At 50.3% G+C, this 20,493-nt stretch carries 19 protein-coding genes; 13 read left to right on the top strand and 6 right to left on the bottom strand.

Going from position 1 to position 20,493, the window contains the following annotated elements; all coding sequences use genetic code 11:
- Window positions 1-102 precede the first annotated feature (102 nt).
- Window positions 103-987, top strand: coding sequence for a formylmethanofuran--tetrahydromethanopterin N-formyltransferase (gene fhcD, locus MLAB_RS01110; protein WP_048061946.1), 885 nt, complete (start codon window positions 103-105; stop codon window positions 985-987).
- Window positions 988-1,133: 146 nt separating this feature from the next.
- Here fhcD and MLAB_RS01105 read toward each other — a convergent pair whose 3' ends face one another.
- On the bottom strand, window positions 1,134-2,441 hold the full coding sequence (locus MLAB_RS01105) for a PEGA domain-containing protein (RefSeq protein WP_011832591.1): 1,308 nt from the start codon (window positions 2,439-2,441) through the stop codon (window positions 1,134-1,136).
- Window positions 2,442-2,478: 37 nt separating this feature from the next.
- Entirely contained in the window at window positions 2,479-2,805 is a 327-nt protein-coding gene (locus tag MLAB_RS01100) for a YunC family protein (protein WP_011832590.1), read from the bottom strand.
- A gap of 55 nt (window positions 2,806-2,860) precedes the next feature.
- Here MLAB_RS01100 and MLAB_RS01095 point away from each other — a divergent pair, with 55 nt between their 5' ends.
- The 3 genes from MLAB_RS01095 (at window position 2,861) to MLAB_RS01085 (ending at window position 4,580) form a co-directional block, all read left to right on the top strand.
- Window positions 2,861-3,334: a peptide deformylase gene (locus MLAB_RS01095; RefSeq protein WP_011832589.1), complete on the top strand. Its 474-nt coding sequence runs from the start codon at window positions 2,861-2,863 to the stop codon at window positions 3,332-3,334.
- Window positions 3,335-3,392: 58 nt separating this feature from the next.
- Entirely contained in the window at window positions 3,393-3,689 is a 297-nt protein-coding gene (locus tag MLAB_RS01090; protein ID WP_011832588.1) for a ferredoxin-thioredoxin reductase catalytic domain-containing protein, read from the top strand.
- Between the two features lie 99 nt (window positions 3,690-3,788).
- The gene (locus MLAB_RS01085; RefSeq protein WP_011832587.1) at window positions 3,789-4,580 is read left to right on the top strand and encodes a transporter substrate-binding domain-containing protein; all 792 of its coding nucleotides are present in this window, start codon (window positions 3,789-3,791) and stop codon (window positions 4,578-4,580) included.
- A gap of 90 nt (window positions 4,581-4,670) precedes the next feature.
- Here the strand turns inward: MLAB_RS01085 and MLAB_RS01080 are convergent, their stop codons facing one another.
- Window positions 4,671-5,060: a 5-(carboxyamino)imidazole ribonucleotide mutase gene (locus MLAB_RS01080; RefSeq protein ID WP_011832586.1), complete on the bottom strand. Its 390-nt coding sequence runs from the start codon at window positions 5,058-5,060 to the stop codon at window positions 4,671-4,673.
- Between the two features lie 64 nt (window positions 5,061-5,124).
- Between MLAB_RS01080 and MLAB_RS01075 the strand changes: the two genes are divergently transcribed.
- The 4 genes from MLAB_RS01075 to MLAB_RS01060 all read left to right on the top strand — a co-directional run bounded on the left by MLAB_RS01075 (window position 5,125) and on the right by MLAB_RS01060 (window position 10,402).
- The gene (locus tag MLAB_RS01075; RefSeq protein ID WP_048061944.1) at window positions 5,125-6,255 is read left to right on the top strand and encodes a pyridoxal-phosphate-dependent aminotransferase family protein; all 1,131 of its coding nucleotides are present in this window, start codon (window positions 5,125-5,127) and stop codon (window positions 6,253-6,255) included.
- Between the two features lie 59 nt (window positions 6,256-6,314).
- On the top strand, window positions 6,315-7,445 hold the full coding sequence (locus tag MLAB_RS01070) for a pyridoxal phosphate-dependent aminotransferase (RefSeq protein WP_011832584.1): 1,131 nt from the start codon (window positions 6,315-6,317) through the stop codon (window positions 7,443-7,445).
- A gap of 185 nt (window positions 7,446-7,630) precedes the next feature.
- Entirely contained in the window at window positions 7,631-9,286 is a 1,656-nt protein-coding gene (gene thsA / locus MLAB_RS01065) for a thermosome subunit alpha (RefSeq protein WP_011832583.1), read from the top strand.
- Window positions 9,287-9,394: 108 nt separating this feature from the next.
- Window positions 9,395-10,402, top strand: a complete 1,008-nt coding sequence (locus tag MLAB_RS01060) for a hypothetical protein (protein ID WP_011832582.1) — start codon at window positions 9,395-9,397, stop codon at window positions 10,400-10,402.
- Window positions 10,403-10,504: 102 nt separating this feature from the next.
- Here MLAB_RS01060 and MLAB_RS01055 read toward each other — a convergent pair whose 3' ends face one another.
- Window positions 10,505-12,715, bottom strand: a complete 2,211-nt coding sequence (locus tag MLAB_RS01055; RefSeq protein WP_011832581.1) for an adenosylcobalamin-dependent ribonucleoside-diphosphate reductase — start codon at window positions 12,713-12,715, stop codon at window positions 10,505-10,507.
- A 190-nt stretch (window positions 12,716-12,905) separates the two neighbouring features.
- On the opposite strand from MLAB_RS01055, the gene MLAB_RS01050 reads away from it, so the two are divergent.
- The 3 genes from MLAB_RS01050 to MLAB_RS01040 all read left to right on the top strand — a co-directional run bounded on the left by MLAB_RS01050 (window position 12,906) and on the right by MLAB_RS01040 (window position 17,464).
- On the top strand, window positions 12,906-13,406 hold the full coding sequence (locus MLAB_RS01050) for a pyruvoyl-dependent arginine decarboxylase (RefSeq protein ID WP_011832580.1): 501 nt from the start codon (window positions 12,906-12,908) through the stop codon (window positions 13,404-13,406).
- 34 nt (window positions 13,407-13,440) lie between these two features.
- The gene (gene purF, locus MLAB_RS01045) at window positions 13,441-14,844 is read left to right on the top strand and encodes an amidophosphoribosyltransferase (RefSeq protein WP_011832579.1); all 1,404 of its coding nucleotides are present in this window, start codon (window positions 13,441-13,443) and stop codon (window positions 14,842-14,844) included.
- 472 nt (window positions 14,845-15,316) lie between these two features.
- The gene (locus tag MLAB_RS01040; protein ID WP_011832578.1) at window positions 15,317-17,464 is read left to right on the top strand and encodes a PAS domain S-box protein; all 2,148 of its coding nucleotides are present in this window, start codon (window positions 15,317-15,319) and stop codon (window positions 17,462-17,464) included.
- Between the two features lie 4 nt (window positions 17,465-17,468).
- Here MLAB_RS01040 and thiC read toward each other — a convergent pair whose 3' ends face one another.
- Complete coding sequence (gene thiC / locus MLAB_RS01035) at window positions 17,469-18,734, bottom strand: phosphomethylpyrimidine synthase ThiC (protein WP_011832577.1); 1,266 nt, start codon at window positions 18,732-18,734, stop codon at window positions 17,469-17,471.
- Between the two features lie 80 nt (window positions 18,735-18,814).
- Between thiC and MLAB_RS01030 the strand changes: the two genes are divergently transcribed.
- Both MLAB_RS01030 and MLAB_RS01025 read left to right on the top strand, forming a co-directional pair.
- Window positions 18,815-19,417 carry an MBL fold metallo-hydrolase gene (locus MLAB_RS01030; RefSeq protein WP_011832576.1) on the top strand — a complete coding sequence of 201 codons (603 nt, stop codon included), beginning with the start codon at window positions 18,815-18,817 and terminating at the stop codon, window positions 19,415-19,417.
- Window positions 19,410-19,844 carry a GIY-YIG nuclease family protein gene (locus tag MLAB_RS01025; protein ID WP_011832575.1) on the top strand — a complete coding sequence of 145 codons (435 nt, stop codon included), beginning with the start codon at window positions 19,410-19,412 and terminating at the stop codon, window positions 19,842-19,844. Before MLAB_RS01030 ends, MLAB_RS01025 begins: the two co-directional genes overlap by 8 nt.
- On the opposite strand, the gene MLAB_RS01020 is transcribed toward MLAB_RS01025, so the two are convergent.
- A complete protein-coding gene (locus MLAB_RS01020) occupies window positions 19,829-20,422 on the bottom strand; it encodes a TetR/AcrR family transcriptional regulator (RefSeq protein WP_011832574.1) in 594 nt (197 codons plus the stop codon). The two genes, MLAB_RS01025 and MLAB_RS01020, sit on opposite strands and share 16 nt — an antisense overlap.
- Window positions 20,423-20,493: the final 71 nt, after the last annotated feature.

The raw sequence follows: 20,493 nt of genomic DNA, 5'->3' as shown, positions 1-20,493 counted from the left end.
TCCCCTATTTTTTTAGAACAACGGCATATCTTGCTCCATTATCCGGCTGCAGCGTGTGTCAACCCGCAAACGCTATTTACCACCATGCCCAATTCATATAATATGGAATTCAACGGTGTAATTCTTGAAGACACATATGCAGAAGGCTTCCCGGTGTGGGCTGCCCGTGTAATCATCACTGCAGTAACGAAAGAGTGGGCATACAAAGCAGCAACCGAAGCAACCGGTTTTGCAACCTCAACCATCGGCTGCCCCTGCGAAGCAGGAATCGAACGGTTCGTTCCGGCATCGGAAACCCCCGACAACCGCCCGGGATATGCAATCATGCTCTGCTGTGGTAAGAAGGCACTTAAAGAGCAGGTTCTTGAGCGCATTGCCGAGTGTGTTTTAACTGCACCCACAACCGCCGTTTTCAATGGAAAAGCAGGCTCTGAAGAGATCATCCCGGTAAAACTCCACTTCTTCGGCGATGGATACGAATCCAAAGTCGTCGTTGGCGGAATCAACTGCTGGTCCATCCCAATCATGGGCGGCAACTTTGTTGTAGAAGAAGAAGTCGGAGCAATTAAAGGCGTTGCCGGCGGTAACTTCCTGATTATGGGAGACTCTCAGATGTCAGCACTCATCGCAGCAGAAGCAGCAGTCGATGCAATCAGCTGTGTTCCCGGAACCATCACCCCGTTCCCCGGCGGAGTTGTATCCTCAGGATCCAAAGTCGGTTCCCTGAAATACAAATTCATGGGTGCATCCACCAACGAAAAGTTCTGCCCCACGATCCGCGAGAAGGTCCCGGAAACCGAGATCCCCGAAGGCGTCAAGGCAGTTTACGAGATCGTCATCGACGGTGTCTCCGAAGCAGCAGTCAAGGAGGCTATGAAAGTCGGTGTTCAGGCAGCATGCAGAGTTCCAGGTGTCGTAAAGATCACCGCAGGAAACTACGGCGGAAACCTCGGTCCCTTCAAGTTCCACTTGAAGGACTGCATCTAACTTTTTTTTACGTATGTTCTATTTCAGCTGACGCAACTTCTTCAGAACCTATGGTATTCTCCAAAGAACACTGAAGAGTTGTCTTTTAATTGATTTGCAAAAAAAGGAAGACCCTCAAAAATTGAGTGGTCTTGAAACCGGAATGTTTACCGGCGTCTTGCAGCGAACAAAATTCCGCAGACCCCAAGTCCGGCAAGGAGGCCGATGAACGGGGCAGGTGTGGAGGTTGGCGTTGGAACAACCTTCGGAGACAGCACAACGGTTCTCTCAACAGTCTGACCAGCTGAGAAAGAAATGGACTGGGACCAGTCATCATATCCAGTGTTCTGGAGAAGTACGGTGTGAGTACCGGCTGTAATGTCGTTTAAATTCACCGGGGTAACTCCTCTGAACACATTATCCACATACACATCAGCACCAGACGGATCTGAGGTAATCTGAAGAGTTGCAGTAGTTATGACTGGCGTAACCGGGACAAGTGTTGCAGAAATCGTTCTGGTCTCACCTGAACTCAATACGAATGACGTAGAGTAGGGGTTGTAGTTGTCAAGGGTGAAGAGGAGCGTATGAGATGTTCCGGGCGTAAATGGACCTGCATTCAGATAGTTCGGATTGGATGCCGTGGAGTACTGGGTGTTTCCAACATAACTTCCGTCAATATAGACGGCAGCACCGGACGGATAGGAAGCAATCTGGACATAAGCATTTGCACTCGGTTGGAGACTGGCCGAAACCGATGTTGTCGTACCTGCATTCACCGTTGCTGTCGTTGTATACGATGTGTAGCCGGATTTCTTTACCGTGACCTGATAGGTTCCCGGGTTCAGACCGATCGTGAATGAGGTATCACCTTTGTAAACACCATTGATGTAAACATCCGCATTCGACGGGCTGGAAGAGACGGAAAGATATCCGTATGTCACGGACGGGGTCAGGGTTGCGGAAACCTCCGTGGTCTGACCTGCATTCACCGTTGTCGAGCCGGACCATGAGTTATATCCGGACATCACCATACTAATACTGTGTGAACCTGCTGCAAGAGTAACCGTGAGAGGACTGACTCCTTTGTATACTCCATCAATGTAAACAAGGGCACCCGAAGGACTCGAGGACACGGAAAGATAACCGTTGGTCGGGATCGGAACCAATAAGGCATTGACCGTGACATAATCGCCTACCGTGAAAACAGAGCCGGCATCATAATGATAATCATAATACCCTGGTTTTGACACGGTTATGTAATGATCAACTGGCGTACCAGTCGTATAGATGACAAAATTACCCGGCGTAGTAATGGTCTTCCCGGTGCCGGAATCGGTTGCTGTTGCTCCAGACGGAGTTGACGTTACATAAATGGTTGCAGTATCCGAACCTATCTCGATTGCCAAAGCAGGGAGACAAAGTAAGGAAAGAGCAGCCAATACTACTAATACAGTAAGAACAGACTGTTTCATAGTTAATACAACGGAGTGATTACTAAAAAATCTTTGCTTAGAGGTGTGTATGCGGGGAACAAATACGCAGAAGTGCATCATTTCCAGTCATCCCGACCCGAATACCCGATGTCTCTGCAGATTGTGTCAGCTCCGCGATCTTGCCTGCAAGAAGTTCTTCGAGCGTTGATACACCTGTGATCCTGACGGCAGCTATCCCAAGTTTGTCAAAGGTCCGCATATCAAAAAAACCGCATCCGAGAAATACGCCCGGAGCCGTAATAAATATCAGATTCGACGGAGGCACCGGCAGACAGAATCCTTCGAGTTCGACCCCGTTTACGGTTCCAAATGCATGTCCTGGACGATCATACTGTAGATCCATGCATATGTATGTGTAATCACAACACTAAAACAATTCCAGCGATAATACAAAATCTATGATCTGCGAGATACGAAAATACGGAGACCCTGTCCTCTTTTTGCATGCGGAAACGGTGCAAAACATCGGCCCGCTGGAATTAGAGATCCTGACGAACATGTGGGACACAATGATCCACAACAAATGCATTGGTCTTTCAGCTCCCCAGATAGGCGTATCGAAACGCCTCTTCATTGTAAATGCCGGAGGGGTAACCATCAAAGGAGCGAATCCGGAAGTATTGAAAGAAGGGGCACTTGTTGAAGAAATGGAGGGAAGTCCCTGTATTCCAGGGATCCAGCGGCCGGTCCGCCGCCCTGGAAAGATCACCTGCAGATACCTCGATATTTCCGGTGAGACGATCGAGACCGAACTCAAAGGAATTGCTGCCCGGGCTTTTCTGCATGAAAAAGATCATCATGAAGGGATACTCTATCTTGATCATCTGAAACCAATCCAGAAACGCATGATCCTCAAATCCCTGGAAAAATAACGGAGATATATTTTCCATAAACCAAACCCTGATAACTTCTGAAAAGGAATATTTGATAATGAATCTCATTCCAACACGCGAGGAAATAAAGGAAGTCGCTGAGCAAATCCGCCCCTCGATCGAGAAAGTTGCAGTAAAAAAGGGCTGGGTCCTGAATGAAAACAAAGATGTAACCGATTCAACCATCGAAGGAATTGCCAGAAACAAACTTGTATATGGAAAACGATTCTGTCCATGCCGTATCCCGACCGGCGATGCCGAAGCTGATAAGATATATCTCTGTCCTTGCAGGGACGCACCTGCAGACATCGAGGCATTTGGTCACTGTCATTGTTACCTGTATTTCAAAAAATAACGATATATGAATACAATTTCACACACTTCTTTTAATAGGTCACACCATTTTTTGAATGGGAAGTAAGTGATTTATAGGATAAATTAAAATGATTAACAGATGGATAGAAAAGTGTTTTTTGGGGTAATCATAGCCCTTCTTGTTGTATCTGCTGTTCTAACCGCAGGTTGTGTCAGTAACCAAACTGAGAAAAAAACGTATATCGTGGGTATCGACGGAGACTACCCGCCCTATTCGTACGTTGATGAAAGCGGCAACTTCGTCGGATTCGATGTTGAATCGATCCAGTGGATCGCAGAACAGGAAGGATTCAATGTCGAAATCAAGGCAGTCGCATGGGACGGAATCATTCCGGCACTTCTTGCAAACAAGATCGATATGGTCTACTCAGGAATGACTATCACACCTGAGCGTGCTGCACAGGTGACCTTCTCAAAGCCGTACTGGAGTGTGGACCAGGGTGTTGCCGTAAAGAACGGTTCTACCGTAACGCTGGATCAGTTCAAGGCAGGAAATCTTACGATCGGTGTCCAGAGAAGCTGCTCTGCTGATCAGTATATCCAGAGTGATGACTTCTTCGGTCAGGCAAAATATGACCAGATGGTAAAAGACGGAAAGATCAAACTCTACGACACCTTCCCGCAGTCGATGGTTGCTCTGGAGAACGGACTCGTGCAGGCTGTCATCTTTGATGATGTAAACATCAAAGACTACATCAAAGGCAAAGATGGAATTGTCATGCTTGCTACAATCCCGACCGGCGAAGAGTATGCCGTAGCTATGAGAAACGGCGACACCGAGCTTCAGAAACTCATCAACGACGGACTCACCAAATTAATGGCTTCCGAGAAATGGAACGAACTTAAAGCAAAGTACATTATCGAAGCATAATTCGAGATCGGGTGCCAAAATCGGCAGCCTCTTATTTTTTAAAGATGTTGTGTCACTCCAAAATCTGAAGTGAATGAATCAACTGAAAAATTAGTTTTTGCCAAGAATTCTTGCTGCGAAATGTCCCGCGTTTTCCCCGCCGTCGACCGCCATGCAGGCAACCGGGACGCCTTTTGGCATCTGTGCGATCGAAAGTAGAGCGTCCAGTCCGCCGGCAATTTTCCCGGAAACGGGGACGCCGATCACCGGTTTTTTCGTTCTCGCCGCGACAACACCCGGTAGAGCAGCCGACATGCCGGCGATACAAATGAAAATCAGTGCATCCGAAGATTTCACGTATTCATCCAGTTTATCGGCATCGCGGTGAGCGGAGATAAACTGAACATCGAAAGAAATATTGTATGACTGAAGAACGGCCGTTGCCTTATCAACGATCGCCTGGTCCGAAACCGAACCTGCTATAACTGCGACTTCTGGCATCTGATACAACCTCTATGGAATTACTATATGTATGTTTATTCTCATATATGTAACAGACTTTCCCATGTATAAAGAAACACTGCTCATGATGCCGGGACCCGTTCCGATGCCCGAAACGGTCCGGAATGCAATGACGAAACAGGCAATCAACCACCGGAGTACGGAGTTTGGCGACTGCTATGCAGATATTGTCAGAGGCTTAAAACCCATCTTCGGCACGACAAACGATATGCTTGTCCTCTCCGGCTCGGGAACTGCTGGTCAGGAAGCTGCGATCGGCTCGTTTGCCAAAGGCAAAAAAATCGTATCCCTCGTGAATGGAAAGTTCGGAGAAAGACTCGGCCTGATCTCCAAGATCTACGGCGAGACCACGATGATCGAATCAGAGTGGGGACATGCGCTGAATCTCGAAGCCCTCAAACAGGAACTGGAAAACGGCGCAGAAGTCGTAACTCTCGTCCACAACGAAACCTCTGCAGCAATCCTGAATCCAGCCGAAGAGGTTGGAAAACTAGCACGAAAATACGATGCACTGTTCATCCTCGATGCGATCACTTCGATCGGCGGAGACGTCGTTAAGGCAGATGCCTGGGGCGCTGATGTAACGATCGTCGGAAGCCAGAAATGTCTGGCAGCCCCTGCAGGACTTGCCGCCGTTTCCGTTTCACAGAGAGCCTGGGACAGACTCTCCGAGAACAGACCGTTCTATCTCGACTTAAAGAAGGCAAAGAAATCAGCCGACGGCAACCCGATGGAAACTCCGGCAACACCGGCCGTTCCGTTGTTCCTCGCACTGCGCGAAGCATGCAGACTCATCGAAGAAGAGGGGCTTGAAAACAGGATCGCACGCCACCACAGAATGTCCGGCGCCGTTCGCGCAGCCGGCGAAGCATGGGGTCTTTCGCTTGTACCTCAGGTCGATGCTCTGCAAAAAGCATCGAACACCGTCACCGGATTCTTCTATCCGGAAGGCGTCGAAGATGCAAAAATCCGTGGAGCCTGCAAAAAGATGGGAATCGAGTTTGCCGGCGGGCAGGATCGGTTCAAAGGAAAGATCTTCAGAATCGGAAATATGGGTATTATCGATACGCCCGAGATCATCGCAACCATTGCAGCTGTTCAGATGTGCTTCAAGAAAGCCGGCTACAATCTCGAAGGCGACGGACTTTCCGCAGCAGTCGATTTCTTATCCTAATCTCTTTTTTTCAGACCAACGTCTTTCCTTAAATATCTTGCAGAACAGACATAGATAGTATGTTGCCTCTTTCAGAAAACATCGCTGCAGTCCCTCCGTCTGCAACGATGGCGATGAACAACCGTTCAAAGGATATGGTCGCCAAAGGGATTGATGTGATCAGCCTCGCCGTCGGTGAACCGGACTTCGCTACGCCCTCTCATATTACTCAGGCTGCAATAGATGCCCTGCACCGTGGCGAGACTCATTATGCACCGTCCCGTGGCATCCCTGCCCTGACCAAAGCGATCGCCGATAAACTCAATACGGAAAACCATATCCCGACACATCAGAACAGAATCCTCTGTACAAGCGGAGCCAAGGATGCCATTCGGATCACAATGATGGCATGCCTAAATCCCGGCGATGAAGTGATTATTCTTGATCCGGCGTGGGTCTCATACGACCCTTGCGTCACTATTGCACGAGGAAAAGCAGTTCATCATTCTCTCAACGAAAATTTCCAGGTCGATGAGTCCCTATACGAAAAAATCACTGATAAGACCAAGATGATCATCGTGAACACGCCATCGAACCCCACCGGTTCGATCCTCGGCCGTTCATCGCTCAGGATCCTTGCGGATGCCTGCATCGATCACGACCTGTATTGTCTTTCAGACGAGATCTACGAAAAACTCGTCTATGGTCAGGAGCATGTGTCGATGGGATCCCTGCCGGATATGGATGAACGCACGATCACCATCAACGGATTTTCCAAAGCCTACGCGATGACCGGATGGAGACTTGGCTATATCTCGGCTCCGGAAAACGTTATCCCGTACATGGATAAAGTCATGCAGCACTCGGTTGGAAACGTCAACACCTTTGCTATGTGGGGAGGCGTTGCTGCCCTCACAGGTGACCAGACCTGTGTCGAATCGATGCGAAAAGAGTTCGAGATACGGAAAAAATATGTCATCGGCAGACTTGCCGGCATGGGACTGAAAACTGCACCGGCAAACGGTGCATTCTATGCATTCATCAACTGCGGAGGCGATGATGGGGCAACAGCAAATCTTTGGCTTGACAAAGCTCATGTGGCGGCAACCCCGGGATTTGCGTTTGGAGCTCCAGGATGGATTCGGATCTCCTACGCAGCATCCCTCGAAAGACTGGAAGAAGCACTCAACAGAATAGAAGCTGTTCTCTAATATAAGAGAAACCATACCTGCCTTCTTTTTTTCTTCGGCGCGTATCGGGTATCCTCCATTACGTCGTGGGGATACGCCCCGGAAACATCGCAGATGACCGTCAAAAATAATCATGTTTATATAGAACCACTAAACAACATATTCCATACATTACTCTGTCGAAACAGGGTATAGGTGATTATACTATGTCAGCACAACTTGGCGGACAGCCAATCTTAATCCTCAAAGAAGGAGGAAACCGTACTCGCGGACGGGATGCACAGAGCATGAACATCGCAGCAGCAAAAGCCGTTGCCGGTGCCGTAAGATCCACCCTTGGTCCGAAAGGCATGGACAAGATGCTCGTTGACACCATTGGAGATGTCGTTATCACCAATGACGGTGTGACCATCCTCAAAGAGATGGACATTGAACACCCGGCAGCAAAGATGATGGTCGAGATCGCAAAGACTCAGGATGACGAAGTCGGAGACGGAACCACCACCGCAGTCGTCATTGCAGGCGAACTCTTAAAGAAGTCCGAAGAACTTCTCGAGATGGACGTTCACCCGACCGTCATCACCCTTGGATACAGACAGGCAGCCGAGAAAGCACAGGAACTTCTCCAGACCATCGCAATCGACGTCAAGGCAAAGGACACCGCGATCCTTTCCAAGATCGCCGGAACCGCAATGACCGGTAAAAACGCAGAAGCTTCCAAAGACAAACTCTGTGACCTGATCGTTCGTGCAATCACGCTCGTTGCAGATGCTGATGGAACAGTTGACACCGAGAACGTCAAAGTCGAGAAACGTGTCGGCGGCTCAATCGAAGAGTCCGAGATCATCGAAGGTATGATCATCGACAAGGAACGTGTCCACCCGGGCATGCCCAAATCCGTCAAGAACGCAAAGATCCTTCTGCTCAACGCAGCAGTCGAATACAAGAAGACCGAAGTCGATGCAGAGATCTCCATCACCTCCCCAGATCAGCTCCAGATGTTCCTCGATGAGGAAGAGCGCATGATCAAAGGCATCGTCGAGAAGATCAAAGCATCCGGCGCAAACGTCCTCTTCTGTCAGAAAGGTATCGACGACATTGCTCAGCACTACCTCTCCAAGGCAGGCATCTTCGCAACCCGCCGTGTAAAGAAATCCGATATGGAGAAACTTGCACGTGCAACCGGCGGAGCACTCATCTCCTCCATCGACGCCATCTCTGCTGACGAGCTTGGTGTTGCAGGAATTGTTGAAGAACGCAAAGTAGGCGGCGAAGAGATGATCTTCGTTGAGAAATGCAAGAACCCCAAAGCAGTCTCAATCATCATCAAAGGCGGAACAGACCACGTTGTCGACGAACTCGGCCGTGCACTGGAAGATGCACTCCGTGTCGTTGCCTGTGTCGTTGAAGACAAGAAGGTCGTCGCCGGAGGAGGAGCACCGGAAGTTGAGCTTTCCCTCAGACTCCGCGAATACGCAGCAACCCAGGGCGGACGTATCCAGCTCGCAATCGAAGCATTCGCAGGCGCCCTTGAAGTTATCCCGAGAACCCTTGCAGAGAATGCAGGTCTCGACCCAATCGACAAGCTCGTAGAGCTCCGTGCAGCACACGAGAAAGGCAAGAAGACCTACGGTCTCGATGTCTTTGAAGGAAAGGCAGTCGACATGTGGGAAGCAGGCGTTGTAGAGCCGCTCCGCGTAAAGACCCAGGCTATTTCCTCAGCAGCAGAAGCCGCAGTCATGATTCTCAGAATCGATGATGTCATCGCATCCGCAAAGTCCGCAGGACCATCACCCGAAGAGATGGCCGCAATGGGCGGAGGCATGGGCGGTATGGGCGGCATGCCCCCAGGAATGATGTAAATACATCAAATCCCCGGGAGAATACTCCCATTCCGTTTTTTTCATCATTCAGGAACTTTAACTATTTTCAAACACTAATGATATAACAAGTATCAGAGGGATTCTGCCGTGCGTCATGAAATATTGTATCAGTACGATCTTCCGATCGAGATCCTGGATGATATCCCCAGGACCGAGGAGGTCTTGAATGTTATTTACGCACGAAGTAAAGATAAATTTCTGATCCCGATTCTTTTAACACGCCTTCGCATGCTCTGGGGATATCCCGAACGTCAAACGGTGTACCGGATCTATGAGATGAATTATATCGACCTCATGGAAGCTTCGGTACGGTTCCCGGCGGCGATCGCCCCGACCTTGACATTGAAAACGGTGAACAATGACAAATATATCTTCCACAGTGTGAAAAATTCCGTGGAGGAGGTCAGAGCTGCACTTTTAACGCTGAGAGAGATGATGAACGGCAAAGTCGGGGGAAACTGGGACATCGCCGTAAAACGCAATCTGCTTACCGAAGAGTATCTGTTACGAGAGACGGGACCAAAATCGACCGGGCCTGCCGTTTTGGAAGAGGATGATGTGTTCGAGGATACGCCGGATATGGAGGGGGATATCTTCGAGCAGAAAGAGGTCATAACGGAGGAAGAGAAAGAGGAGGCAAAGGCCGCCTGGGTCTCCCGCATGATCGAATCCACTGCAGAAAAAGAGGAGCCGAAGGAAAAGGCCGAAGTACCGCTGAACGATGTGATCGTGTTCGAGACGGATTCAGGCAAGACGGACGATCAGTGGCATGACGAGGGGAAAGGAGATGCGATGATTCTGCCGGGAGGCCGGACCCGGGTCGGCGGCGGCCGATACAAACATCTCAATGATGAGGCAAAATATCTCCCGGAAGAGGACGATGCCGAGGTCTATGTCTCGAAAAAGCCGGAGACCCCCAAATTTGAACAGCCGAAACCGACTTCATCGGTAACACTGGAACCCCGTGACGGGCTGGATGACGAAGCGATCGACAAATCCCTCGAGGCGCTGAAGTATCTTCGGGAGAACGGAATCATCACCGAAGACGAATACAAAAAACGGTGTCTGGGACTTTTTAAGAGAACCGGGTTATAACCGGATCGACTGCAAGAACCGCCAACCTCATCTGTAATCATACAACTCTTTTCAAAAGCAGGAACGTTGGGAAATTTTTTAAAAAAGTGATGTGGCTGAAATTCAGCTGCAGCCGCTCCATCCGCAGTGCTTGCAGATCCCCTGATTACAGCCTTCGCCGAAATCCAGAGGCTCCCCGCACTCGGGGCAGGGCGGATTCTTTTTCTCTCCCGGGGTGACCGGCGTCAGCGACCAGTTGTCCAAGGTCGCGATCGCCTGATTGGTTGCCGCAAGCTCGATGCATTTTCCAACGACATCGGCACAGGACATACCCTCGGAGTTTTTGTTCTTGATCGCCGAGACACAGTTCACTTTCGCAAACTGCTTCACGAACTTCTCATACGGAACACCGTTCTGTAAACCTGTGCTGATACTCCGGCCAAGCGCATTGCTGCTTGCCTCGCATCCGGCTCCGACCGTTCTGATAAACACTTCCATCGGTTTGCCGTCCATCGTGTTCACCGTAATATACAGACGGCAGCATCCGGACTGGGCAAGGAAGGTTCTTCCAACCAGCTCCCGCGGACGGGTGAAGGTCAGCTGCGGGACAAGGCCGGGGATCGGCATTTCCGGGGACGCTTCCACCGGTTTGATCTCCTGCTTCTCGAGAGCAAGAACGACATCCTCCCTGGACCCGGTACGGTACAGGGTCATTCCTTTGATACCTTCTCTCCAGGCAAGAATTACCGCCTTCTCGACATCCTCTTTGGTCGCGGTGACCGGCATGTTGATCGTCTTCGATATCGAGGCGTGCACATGTTTCTGGAATGCCGCCTGCATTAAGACGTGATCCTTCCATCCGATATCCAGAGCGGTTTTGAACACCGCTTTGAACGTGTCGGGCAGCCATGCAATATCCTGGACCGAACCGGTTTCATGCACGTGGTTAATGACCTCGTCGCGTTTTGCCTCCGCTTCGGCGCCCGTAAGACCCATTGCTGTGATGACACGCCTGAGTTCCGACTCGAAGTACGGATGAACCATCACAAATGTTTTGCCGACCGTGTTCCTTCGGGTGTAGGCAAACGAGAACACCGGTTCGATACCGGACGAACAGCCGGCAAGAAGCGAGATGGTTCCGGTCGGCGCAATCGTCGTCAAGGCAGCATTTCGCATAATGATTCCCTGCTTGTCCCAGACACTTCCTTCATACGCTGGGAAAGTTCCCTTTTCTTTCCCGAGAATGACGGACTCTTCTACGGCAACATTGTTGATCCGTTCCATCACTTCGATGCAGAAGTTTCTGCCGGCTTCCGAATCATAGGGGATCCGGAGCATGAGCATCGCATCATGCACACCCATCAAACCAAGACCGACCTTTCGCGTACGGTTCGTGGCATCGCGGATCTCCGGGATCGGGAAGACGTTTTTCGTGATGACTGCATCGAGGAACCGGATACCCATCCGGGTCATTTTATCAAGAGCTTCGTAGTTCAGACCGTCGGCACGGATGAACTTCGCCAGATTGATACTTCCAAGAACGCAGGATTCGAACGGAAGGAGCGGCTGTTCCCCGCAGGGATTGGTGGTGTCGATCTCGCCGAGGTTGGGGGTGGGGTTTTTCCGGTTGATCGTGTCGTAGAAAAGAATTCCCGGCTCGCCGTTCTTCCAGACACCTTCGATGATGCCTTCCCAGATTTCCCCAACAGTAATGCCCACGCCATCGGTATTGGTTACCCAGACCTTGTCCTTCTCGCCTTTTGCCACAAGGTCCATGAACGCATCCGAGACCATCACGGAGATATTGAAGTTGCTGAAGTCGCCTTCCTTGGCTTTGCTTTTGATGAACTTCATGATGTCCGGGTGCCAGACGTTCAGGATACCCATATTCGCCCCGCGTCTTCTGCCGCCCTGTTTGATGACATCGGTTGCTGCGTTGAACACCCGCATAAATGAGACCGGACCGGATGCTACGCCGTCCGTTGAACGGACTGGAGAACCCTCCGGGCGAAGGTGGGAAAAGTTATAGCCGGTCCCTCCCCCCGACTGATGAATGATCGCCCCCCAGCGGATCGCATCGAAGATCTCCGGGAGAGAATCGTTCACCGGCAGCGTGAAACAGGCGGAAAGCTGCCCAAGAGGTGTTCCTGCATTCATCAGTGTCGGAGAGTTCGGCAGGAACGACAACGACATCATGGCGTCAAAGTATTCCTTCGTCTCTTCCGGTGTTTCACCCAATGCATCTGCAACTCTTCTACAGACATCTTCGAACGATGCCTCACCGGTGCGATAATATCTCGCCGCTAAAATACTGTCAACTACTGAATCCGCCATCAATTAATCCCTCGATTTACTGGTGTATGGGTCAAAAAGCCCAGTTAGGTGTGCTGTACCCCAACTGAGCTTTTCGTACTTAAGAATTAATAGGACATCACCGTATTTTAATCCACTCAAATCAAAGCACATCAAAACACATCCTCTAGCACAACCCTTATGAGTTAGTTAAAGAGACCAATTAACCAAGATGGTAGTTCCCAAAAAAGTATTTTTCACCCGAGGAAAAGGCGTGCATAAAGATCAGCTCGTTTCCTTCGAGATGGCCCTAAGAAACGCAGGAATCGCCCCATTCAATCTGGTCTACGTATCTTCCATTATGCCGCCGGACGCAGAAATCGTCTCGCGCGACGAGGGACTCTCTGCCTTAAGGCCGGGAGAGATCGTGTACTGTGTGATGGCAAAAAACACATCAAACGAACCAAATGAGACAATATCGGCAGCTATCGGACTTGCTGTCCCTCAGATTCACGACAAGCAGCACGGGTACCTTTCGGAGCATCACTGTGTTGGACTCTCGGAAAAACAGTGCGGAGCATATGCCGAAGAACTCGCCAGAACGATGCTGGATACAATCATGCAGAAACAGGGCGGCAATATTCTGAAAACGAGCAATATCAGTATTGCTGCCGAGACGGATCAAGACGGCAACTGGACAACCGTTGTCGCAACGGCGGTCTTCGTCTGTTAAACCTATATCTGAATACAACCAATATTTTTACAACATGTGCGGCATCACTGGCATTACCGATTCTACAGATGTATCGGGATCATTGTACTTGGCATTATATGCACTCCAGCACCGGGGTCAGGAGAGTGCAGGCATTTGTACGTATGATGGTGAGACTGTACATAGATACAAAGGATACGGGCTCGTGTCCGAGGTATTTAGCGGTCCAATCCTTGACGGGCTGAGAGGGAAAACAGGCATTGGTCATGTGAGATATCCAACGACCGGGGGATCGAAACCGGAGAACATCCAGCCGTTCCATTTTATGTTTCGGGACCATTCTCTGTCGCTTGTCCACAACGGGAACCTGATCAATACCGACGAACTCAGATATGAATACGAAGGACACGGCCACATTTTTTCAACGACTTCAGACACCGAAGTCATTGCAGCGATCATCGCAAACGAGATCATCCACGACCACACGCCTGACGAAGCGATCAGTTACTGTATGCGAAAGATCAGCGGATCATATGTCGTGATCTTTATGCTCGACGGAATTCTGTATTCTTTCCGTGATCCGCTCGGCATCAAACCACTGTGCCTCGGAAAAACCGAGACGGGAGGGCATGTTCTCGCTTCCGAAAGCGTAGCATTGGATGCGATCGGGGCCGAATTTATCAGAGACATCCGCCCCGGCGAGAGCGTTAGACTGCAGGGTGGGGAAGTTTTTTCCAGGCAAGTGATGAAAGCAAAATCCTGCGCTCACTGCATGTTCGAGTATGTCTACTTCGCACGGGCCGATGCCGTCATTGACGGGGTCTCGGTCTACGATGTGCGCAGAAAAACCGGAGCACTCCTCGCAAGGGAAGCGCCGGCAAAAGCGGATCTTATCTCGCCCGTTCCGGATTCGGGAACGGCGGCGGCGACTGGATTTTCCCGTGAATCGGGCACCCCTTTCCGTGAAGCCCTGATCAAAAATCGGTACACGGGCCGGACATTCATTATGCCGAGCCAGGAAAAACGCGAGATCGCTGTTCGGATGAAACTAAATCCGGTTCGCGGTCATATCAAAGACAAATCCGTGGTCTTAGTCGACGACAGCATCGTTAGAGGAACGACCTCGAAAAAGATCCTGTCTCTTGTGCGCGAGTTCGGTGCAAAGGAGCTCCATCTCAGAATCGCATCACCACCGATCATCGCCCCCTGTTATCTTGGAACGGATTTTCCAACAAGGGATGAACTGATCGCTTCGACGAAATCGGTCAGCCAAGTGGAAAAAGAGATCGATGCAACCAGTCTTGCGCACATCTCGCTTGACGGACTCATCAAAGCGATCGGCATTCCGCGACAGGATCTCTGTCTTGGATGTCTGACCGGGAAATACCCGCTGGCAATTCCGGGAGAAAAAGAGGACGACCGCGAGATAGAGATGGTAGACTCCTACTCCTGCCCCTGAAAATATCCAAAATCACTTTTTTTAGAGAAAAACTGTTCCATACAGAGTTATTGAACTAAACTGGTGCAGAAAAATAAGTATGAAGAAAAATTAGGTAAACATTGTTTTTCCGCTTCCGGCAAAGAAGGGAAAAACATACTAAAAATTTTGGAGAGGTTTTAAGAGAGTGGTACGTGTCATTAACCTGAGTATTTGTATGGAACAGACCCGAAAACAGTAGTGGTGTGGTGTGTTTTGTGAGGTGTATATTCTGTGGAAAAGGCCGGTGTGTGTGGTGTATCCTTGTTTCCCATTTTACAGAACTGATTTTGTTCACGGGTCTGTTTGCCGCTTGTGCTCTTCTCACAAGCTGCTACAATACTATTTGTTATTCATATATTTAAACATATCCACCAATGCACGGCATTGATGTTGTGCATCAATGCCACACACGGTGCAAAGCATTATAATTTCCGGGGCCAAATAAAGTGTAATGGTAGAGCAGACAGGCGAATTCTCCGAAATTCTTACACTTTTACGAGAGAACCCGCGAGGGATGTCCGTCACAGAGATCGCCGATGCCACGCACCTGAACCGGAACACCATAGCACGATATATGGATAACCTGCTCGTGTCCGGACGGGTCGAAATGCGCACCTTCGGAAAAGCCAAAGTCTTTTTCTTATCAAAAAGGGTCCCAGTATCCGCGATGCTCAACCTTTCCTCCGAGATGGTGCTCCTGATCGATGCCGATCTCAAAGTCATTCAGGCAAATGAGTCATTAGTATCGTTTCTCTCCGCAGAAGCCGATGATATCGTTGGAAAATATGTGTACGACAGTGCCTGCAAAACGTTCTGCAACGATGTGCTCACCGACCAGATAAGAGCAGCCCTTCAGGGAGAGACGGTCAGGAGTGAACTGCGCCTTTTGAAGAACGGGACAGACTGTTATCTTGATCAGCGAATATATCCCATGGTCCTTCCCGACGGACGACCCGGCGTAACGGTCGTCTGGGACGATATCACGGAAAATGTAAACTCGGCGGATGCTCTCGAACAAAGCGAAGCGATGTTTCGGCGTCTCGTTGAAACGATCCATGACGTCATCTGGTCGCTGGATGAAAATTTCTGTATCCAGTACATAAGTCCGCAAATTACCAATGTGACCGGATACTCGCCCGAGGAACTTACCGGGCGCAAATTTTCTGAATTTATGCCGGCAGGAGCGGCGGCCCGTTTCAACTGGGAACTTGCGTCAGCAGTATCCCGGGAAAACGGATTCATGCTTCCCGAGTTCCCCTTTATCTGCAAAGATAAACGAAAGATCTACTGCGAGTTTTCCGGATCGCCCGTTCTTCTCGAAGAAGACTCCATCTTCCTTGGATACAACGGGGCACTTCGCGACGTGACCGACCGGAGAGATGCGGAGCTCGGGGCAAAACGGTGGAAACGGTTTTTGGACGGTGTGATGAACAATATCCCTGCGATCATCACCGTAATCGGGATGGAGTCACGGGAATACTATTACGTCAACAAATCCGCCGAGAAGTTCCTGCAGAAGTCAAGAGCGGAACTTTCCCAGATGACTTCAAAAGAGATCCTGGCAAAAATCGGATCGATCCGTTTAACGGAAGCCCATGACACGGTGGCTTTGACCGGCAAAGAGGCACGAGTCTTTGAAGACAGGATCGTGGTCAACGGGGAGACCAGATACATCTCGGCCCAGGTCATCCCCATGAATCTCTCGGTCGACCGACAGTATCTGCTGACGATCGTGAACGACATCACCGAAGAGGATGCAGACCGGCAGCGGCAGATGATGAGCAGGGAACTTGCCTTCATTCTGGAAGGCGTATCCTCTACCAAAGAGATGTGGGATCCGCTTCTTGATATGCTCCCGAAGATCTCCGGCTTCGAGTCGGTGGCAGTGTATCAGTTGAGCATCTTCGATGACTATACGATGTTCAGGTCGAGAAACGGCAGATTCGCCCCTGCGATCCATACCAATTCCATGATCCACCGGATCATCAGAAAAGGCGAACCGGTCATCTTCGACAAACACCGGATGAAACTCCTGCCGGAGAACACCGTTTCTCCGATGGATCAGGCAAAATCACTTGTACTGATGCCGGTCCTTTTCGAAGGAAGGGCAGTTGCCTGCGTGATCCTTGGATCGAAAACGGCACTCGCGCCGGACACTGTCCGGAGAACACTTCTTTTATCCACCGCATTCCAGATCAGCACCGTTGCATCAAGATGTCTGGTCCAGGAAAAACTCCAGCGGGAACGCGACCGGACGAGAAGCTATCTCGATGTGGCCGGCGTTCTGCTTGTCGCAGTCAACCGTGACGGAAACGTCGAGATGCTCAACAAATACGGTACGAAAATTCTCGGCTACACCGAAGCGGAACTGATGGGAAGGAACTGGTTTACGACCGTGATCCCCGAAAAGGCGAGACAGAGAAGAATCGACGGATTCCAAAAACTCATTGCAGGAAATTTCCACGAAGATGATTACGTGTATGAGGGGGTCGTCCGCTGTAAAGACGGAACGGAAAAGAACCTCAGATGGAGAAATACCCCGGTTCGCGAAGAGTGCGGGAGTATCTCCGGCATTGTTTCATCCGGAGAAGTAGTGTAGATTTTCAGATCTTTTTTTCCAGAGCTTTTTCAACGATCTTTATCGCGCAAAGATCCCCGCACATCGAACAGGTTTCGCATTCCCCGTCCCGATCATGGATCTCTTTAGCATGTCCGCCAAAAAGAGAGAGATCATACTGAGCCTGCCAGTCGAGATTTTTGCGGGCTTCGGCCATTTTCGCCTGACGGGGAAGCTCGACATCTCTTCTGCGGGAAAGGTCACCCACATGCGCAGCAACTTTGCAGACCCGGGTCCCCTCGATGATATCGTCGACGTTGGGGAGAGCGAGATGCTCGGACGGAGAGACCATACACAGGAAATCGGCGCCAGCACAGGCTGCTGCTGCCCCGCCGATTGCGCCTGTGATATGATCATACCCCGGAGCTATATCCGTAACCAGCGGACCTAAAAGATACAGCGGCGCAAAATCTGTGATCTCCTTGATCATTTTCACGTTGTAGGAGATCTCGTTGTAGTCCATGTGTCCCGGACCTTCGATCATCCGCTGGACTCCTTTATCTTTGGCACGTCTGGCAAGTTTGCCAAGCGTCAGATACTCCTGGGACTTGGCAAGTTTGCTTGAATCGACATATGCTCCCGGACGCATACCGTCGCCAAGTGAGAGCGAGATCTCGTATTCATCGAGGATCTCGAGAAGATAATCGTATTCTTTATAGAGAGGATTCTCCTCGCCGCTTGAAAGCATCATTGCCGTGTGGAACGACCCTCCGCGTGAAACGACCCCCATCACTCTTGGGTCGAGAGTCAGGGCATCCAGCACATCCAGATTGACCCCGCAGTGAAGCGTCATGAAATCGACGCCCTGTTTTGCCTGGTCGAGGATCACGGAAAACAGGATATCCGCCGTTAAGTCGACAACATTTCCTGCACGGCGGACCGCCTCGTAGATCGGAACGGTCCCAACGGGGATACCGAGTTTGAGGATCTCTTTTCGGATGGCGGCAAGATCGCCCCCCGTGGACAGATCCATTATGGCATCGGCGCCGTTTTGAATCGCCGCCTTTGCTTTCACCATCTCCTTTGCCGGATCGCAGGTGACGCCGGATGTTCCGATATTTACATTGATCTTGACGGTCGCTCCCTCGCCGATCACACACGGTTTATATTCACGTGCCTCGTTTTTCAGAAGAATGGTCCGGCCTGCTATGATATTCCTGGACAGGGCCTCCGGCGTCATTCCCTCGGATTTTGCAGCCTCGCAAATATCGGATAAATCTCCGTGGAGGCAGTTCTGGATGATGGAATGCATATGTGATTACCTATTTGGTTTCCTTTCGCATTATAGGTTATACAAAGAAAGTTAAACAAGGGTAGCTAAAATATCAAGGTATGAGCGAAGCGATAATCTGGCTTCCAGGCACTGGCTGGAGAGCGAATTCCTATATCGCCGGAAACATCCTTGTCGATGCAGCCGTCTCGATCAATGCGGTACAACCATACAGAGAACAGATCGACACGATCGTTCTGACGCACGGACATTATGACCACATGGTAAATCTGGTCAGACTCGCGGAGTTCTGTAACGCGAAGGTCATGATCGGCGAGTATGATCTGCCGTTATTAAAGGATTCTCAACTCAGCCTCTCGAATACATTCGGGGGGGAGACGCCGAAGTATCCGGCTGAGATCTTAAAAGACGGAGACAGGGTCAAAGACTTCACCGTGTATCACACGCCGGGACACACACACGGGAGCATCTGTCTCTTTCGAGAGACGGACGGAGCATTGATTTCCGGCGACACAATCTTTCCCAACGGTTCATTCGGACGTTACGATCTGCCGACAGGAAACCATGCAGAGCTGGTCAGTTCCATCAACCGAATCGCAGAACTGCCGGTGGAATCTCTTTGGCCCGGACATGAGATGCCGGTCGTAACCGACGCAAAACGCCATGTCCTCCTGTCGAAATACGATGTTGTAAGATATGGATAAGGGCATTTACTGTCTTATCCTCGCGTGTGCAGACCCCTGCAAGGTCAAAATCGGGGCACTGGGATCCGTGGAATTCCAGAAAGGCTGGTATCTGTATGCCGGTTCGGCGCTTGGTTCGGGCGGACTCTCCAGAGTTTCCCGGCATATTAGGTTTTTTCATGAACGATACCGAAAACCCAAATGGCACATCGATTATCTGATGGCAGCCGATGAAATCACCCTTACAGGAGTCGTCTGTGCAAAAACCGAAGAACGCCTCGAGTGCGTTCTCGCAAAAAACATCGGCGGATACAGCATAGCAGACTTCGGCTGCTCGGATTGTTCCTGTGCATCACACCTGTTCTACAGAACGGATCCGCCGGAGACGGAAGTCGCCCGTGCTTTTGAGAAAACGGGACTTGTTCCGATCCATCATCTGATCCGGTAGGGCGAAAGAAGACTGATTTTTAGAATGATCCGGGCGATCTCCTCCGGAGGCTCCCGTTCGGGTTTTTCTTTCTGAATCCAGGTCAGAAACACATTGAAATGCGATGCGTTGATGTACGCCAGAAGATAATCAAGCGGGACGGAAAAACTGTCCTGCAAGGCCACAGTAACGAGTTTTTCCGCAAAAACATCATGCCAGAGACGGTCTTTGAGTCTGCTCTGGAACGAACAGGAGCCTTTCTCTCCAAACAGCGCCCGCATGATCAGGATGTTCTCTTCAAAATACGTGAAGAGGGCCACGACCGTTTTCGTAAGTGTGCGGCCCTCGGTCAGCGGAAATACCTCTCCCCGGATGATCTCCCGGAGATTGGTGCCGATCTCGATCTCGAACGATTCGAGAAGATCATACTTGTCCTTATAATGCAGGTAAAAAGTCCCTCTGCCGATATCGGCGGCATCCACGATATCCTTGACCGACAACTCATCAAAGCCTTTTTTCGCCACTAGGTCTATGAATGAGGAACGGATCGCCTTCTCGGTTTTCATAAACCGCCGGTCTCTTTGAGTTTGGTCTGTCATATGGATATCATACCGCACATACGTATGGGAGATGATCGATACACAATACACTGCTGCCGGCAGGAGGGAAA

The organism is Methanocorpusculum labreanum Z (genome assembly GCF_000015765.1).
Taxonomy (GTDB): domain Archaea; phylum Halobacteriota; class Methanomicrobia; order Methanomicrobiales; family Methanocorpusculaceae; genus Methanocorpusculum; species Methanocorpusculum labreanum.
Note: the sequence above shows the minus strand (reverse complement) of the source record. Positions and strands in the feature narration are given on the sequence as shown.

Coding starts and splice junctions, on each gene's coding strand:
- MLAB_RS01075 (WP_048061944.1), top strand. CDS start 5,125: ATGTATAAAGAAACACTGCTCATGATGCCGGGACCCGTTCCGATGCCC.
- fhcD (WP_048061946.1), top strand. CDS start 103: ATGGAATTCAACGGTGTAATTCTTGAAGACACATATGCAGAAGGCTTC.
- MLAB_RS01055 (WP_011832581.1), bottom strand. CDS start 12,715: ATGGCGGATTCAGTAGTTGACAGTATTTTAGCGGCGAGATATTATCGC.
- thiC (WP_011832577.1), bottom strand. CDS start 18,734: ATGCATTCCATCATCCAGAACTGCCTCCACGGAGATTTATCCGATATT.
- MLAB_RS01020 (WP_011832574.1), bottom strand. CDS start 20,422: ATGACAGACCAAACTCAAAGAGACCGGCGGTTTATGAAAACCGAGAAG.
- MLAB_RS01080 (WP_011832586.1), bottom strand. CDS start 5,060: ATGCCAGAAGTCGCAGTTATAGCAGGTTCGGTTTCGGACCAGGCGATC.
- MLAB_RS01040 (WP_011832578.1), top strand. CDS start 15,317: ATGGTAGAGCAGACAGGCGAATTCTCCGAAATTCTTACACTTTTACGA.
- MLAB_RS01095 (WP_011832589.1), top strand. CDS start 2,861: ATGATCTGCGAGATACGAAAATACGGAGACCCTGTCCTCTTTTTGCAT.
- thsA (WP_011832583.1), top strand. CDS start 7,631: ATGTCAGCACAACTTGGCGGACAGCCAATCTTAATCCTCAAAGAAGGA.
- MLAB_RS01100 (WP_011832590.1), bottom strand. CDS start 2,805: ATGGATCTACAGTATGATCGTCCAGGACATGCATTTGGAACCGTAAAC.
- MLAB_RS01085 (WP_011832587.1), top strand. CDS start 3,789: ATGGATAGAAAAGTGTTTTTTGGGGTAATCATAGCCCTTCTTGTTGTA.
- MLAB_RS01025 (WP_011832575.1), top strand. CDS start 19,410: ATGGATAAGGGCATTTACTGTCTTATCCTCGCGTGTGCAGACCCCTGC.
- MLAB_RS01070 (WP_011832584.1), top strand. CDS start 6,315: ATGTTGCCTCTTTCAGAAAACATCGCTGCAGTCCCTCCGTCTGCAACG.
- purF (WP_011832579.1), top strand. CDS start 13,441: ATGTGCGGCATCACTGGCATTACCGATTCTACAGATGTATCGGGATCA.
- MLAB_RS01030 (WP_011832576.1), top strand. CDS start 18,815: ATGAGCGAAGCGATAATCTGGCTTCCAGGCACTGGCTGGAGAGCGAAT.
- MLAB_RS01090 (WP_011832588.1), top strand. CDS start 3,393: ATGAATCTCATTCCAACACGCGAGGAAATAAAGGAAGTCGCTGAGCAA.
- MLAB_RS01050 (WP_011832580.1), top strand. CDS start 12,906: ATGGTAGTTCCCAAAAAAGTATTTTTCACCCGAGGAAAAGGCGTGCAT.
- MLAB_RS01105 (WP_011832591.1), bottom strand. CDS start 2,441: ATGAAACAGTCTGTTCTTACTGTATTAGTAGTATTGGCTGCTCTTTCC.